The sequence below is a fragment of the Arthrobacter sp. 2YAF22_2 genome, from assembly GCF_052114645.1.
In the GTDB taxonomy this organism is placed as follows: domain Bacteria; phylum Actinomycetota; class Actinomycetes; order Actinomycetales; family Micrococcaceae; genus Arthrobacter.
Genome location: NZ_JBFRFD010000529.1, coordinates 1 through 2,382, shown reverse-complemented (window position 1 = coordinate 2,382; position 2,382 = coordinate 1). Strand labels below are relative to the sequence as shown.

Below are 2,382 nucleotides of genomic sequence, written 5' to 3'. Positions count from 1 at the left end.
GCCCGTGCGGGACAGCTCGCCCAGGACGGCGGCGGCCCGTTCCGGATCCCTTTCGAGGACGACGGCGGCGCCGTCGGACAGGCTGAYCATCACSGTSAGSGAATGGGCCACGACGTCGTGCATCTCGCGGGCGATCCGGTTGCGTTCGTTCACGGAGCCAAGCTGCGCCGTCGTCGCGGCCCACGCCGTGATCTCCTGCTCGTGTTCGCGCCGCTGGCGGACAGAGATGCCGATGCCGGCCGCAATGACGTTGGAGAGGCTGACGCCAAGCCCGGCGGCGATGCTGGCGACCAGCTGGAAGTTGGCCGGCGCGCTGTCCGCCAGGGCAGGCAGGCGTCCGTCCAACGGTCCGGCCGCCAGCATCAAGTACAGCACCGCCAGCGGCGCCGTCGAAAGGGCCAGTGCGATCAGGGTGAAGCGCCGGGGGCGGGCCACGGCGACCGAGTAAAGCGCAAACCATAGTCCGGCCGAGGCGTTGGACCCCCACGGATGCAGCGAGCACACCCAGAGTTCCAGGACAGCGACGGCCAGCAGCACCGGGACCGGGTGCGAGCGGCGGAAGAGCAGCGCTGCTGCCGCGCCGACGAGCAGGACCACCACCGGCCAGGTCCCGCCGCGCACGGACTCCACCGCCGTCGGCGTGACCAGGACCAGGTAGGCGAGCACCACAATGGCGTTCGTCACCCGGGGGCGACGGAACAGGAAGCGGCRCAGCCGGCCGCGGCGTCGGGCCGTGATTTCGGCGAAGGACGCGCCGGCTTGGGCGGCCGGCGCGTCCTCGAGGGGTCCTGCATCAATCATGTTCTGAGCCTAGGCGCTGCCTGCTAGACGTCCCGCTTCTTGAGCAGGATGCCAGCCAGCAGCAGGGGGATGATGACCCAGGCGCCCAGGACCAGGGCAGCCTGCCAGGCTTCCAGCGTGTCCGGAACGTGTTCCGCGGCAGTCATCGGTGCGAGCGTGTTGTCGGGGATGAATTTCCGGAGTTCCTTGACGAAGTCGCCCTGGATGATTTGCAGCGCGATCGGCAGCACAAAGAAGATGCCCACCAGGCTCATGATGCCGCCGGCGGAGTTCCGGATCAGGGCACCGAGGGCCATCCCGATCGCGGCGACGGCGGCAACGTAAGCGCTGTTGATCAGCAGGGTCCGGTAGTAGTGCCCACTGGAGACGTCGAGGGTGTGGCCGTACTGGTCCAGGATCGGCACGGCCACCAGGCCGGCGAGGTAGAGCGACAGTGCCGTGACCAGAAAGGCGGACACCACCACGACGAGGAGCTTGGCCGCGAAGGCAGGGATCCGCTTCGGGACGGCGGTGAACGTAGACCGTGCCATTCCCGTGGTGAACTCGGAGCTGATGATCAGCACGGCCAGCGATCCAAGGATCAGCTGCGCGAACGAAATGCCGGCGCTGGGAGCCGAGGCGGCAATGTCGCCCTGGGCCGCCAGTGCGGCGGACCGCTGCGGATTCGCGTTGGAGGCCTGCAGCGCCTGGCCGATCCCCCAGGCCGCGAGGGCACCGACCCCCACAATGACGGCGACTGTGGCGCCGAGCAGGATCAGGGTGGACAGCAGGGTACGGAACTTGATGAATTCGGAGTTGAGGACCCGCAGGAAGCTCGGGCCCGGGCCGTTGCTGAGGCCGTCGCCGGTCCGGTCACTGCCCGTGCCGGCGTGCGCACCGCGGCGCGACGGAGTGGATTCGAGAGTGGTTGAGCTCATGGCTTAGTTGCCTCCGGACTCGACAGGTGCCGGGGCGCCCGTGGTGATCAGCGAGTGGTATTCGACCTCATCCTTGGTCAGCTCCATGTAGGCCTCCTCGAGGCTGGCCTGGAGCGGGGTGAGTTCATAGATCATGACGTGGTTGTCAAGGGCGGTGCGGGCGATCTGCCGCGGGTCCAGCCCGGTGACTTCGAGAAGTTCGTTCTCCCGCGCCTCGACGGAGACGCCGGCGCCGGCCAGCAGGCGCATCAGGTGGTCGGGCTGGTCGGTGCGGACCCGGGTGCGGCCCTGACCGTTGCCCGTGATGATGTCCTGGATCGGGGCGTCGGCGATGATGCGGCCACGGCCGATCACGATCAGGTGGTCCGCGGTGACGGCCATTTCGCTCATCAGGTGGCTGGACAGAAACACCGTGCGGCCTTCGGAGGCGAGGTACTTCACCAGGTTGCGGACCCAGACCACGCCTTCCGGGTCCAGTCCGTTGACCGGCTCGTCCAGGATGATGGTCTGCGGGTCGCCGAGCAGCGCCGCGGCGATCCCCAGCCGCTGGCCCATGCCGAGCGAGAATCCGCCCACCTTTTTCCGGGCCACCTCGGCCAGGCCGGTCATCTCGATGACTTCGTTCACACGCTTCTTGGGGATGCTGTGTGTGGCGGCCATGGCC

The 2,382-nt window shown here is 68.2% G+C and carries 3 protein-coding genes; all 3 read right to left on the bottom strand.

Annotated features, from left to right (window positions below; genetic code table 11):
* Positions 1-801, bottom strand: an 801-nt coding sequence (locus AB4Y86_RS16895) for a histidine kinase (protein WP_441403324.1), incomplete at its 3' end; no start/stop codon positions are given.
* Between the two features lie 23 nt (positions 802-824).
* The gene (locus AB4Y86_RS16890) at positions 825-1,718 is read right to left on the bottom strand and encodes an ABC transporter permease (RefSeq protein WP_441403323.1); all 894 of its coding nucleotides are present in this window, start codon (positions 1,716-1,718) and stop codon (positions 825-827) included.
* A gap of 3 nt (positions 1,719-1,721) precedes the next feature.
* A partial coding sequence (locus AB4Y86_RS16885) for an ATP-binding cassette domain-containing protein (RefSeq protein WP_441403322.1) occupies positions 1,722-2,382 on the bottom strand: 661 nt, incomplete at its 5' end.

Coding starts and splice junctions, on each gene's coding strand:
- AB4Y86_RS16890 (WP_441403323.1), bottom strand. CDS start 1,718: ATGAGCTCAACCACTCTCGAATCCACTCCGTCGCGCCGCGGTGCGCAC.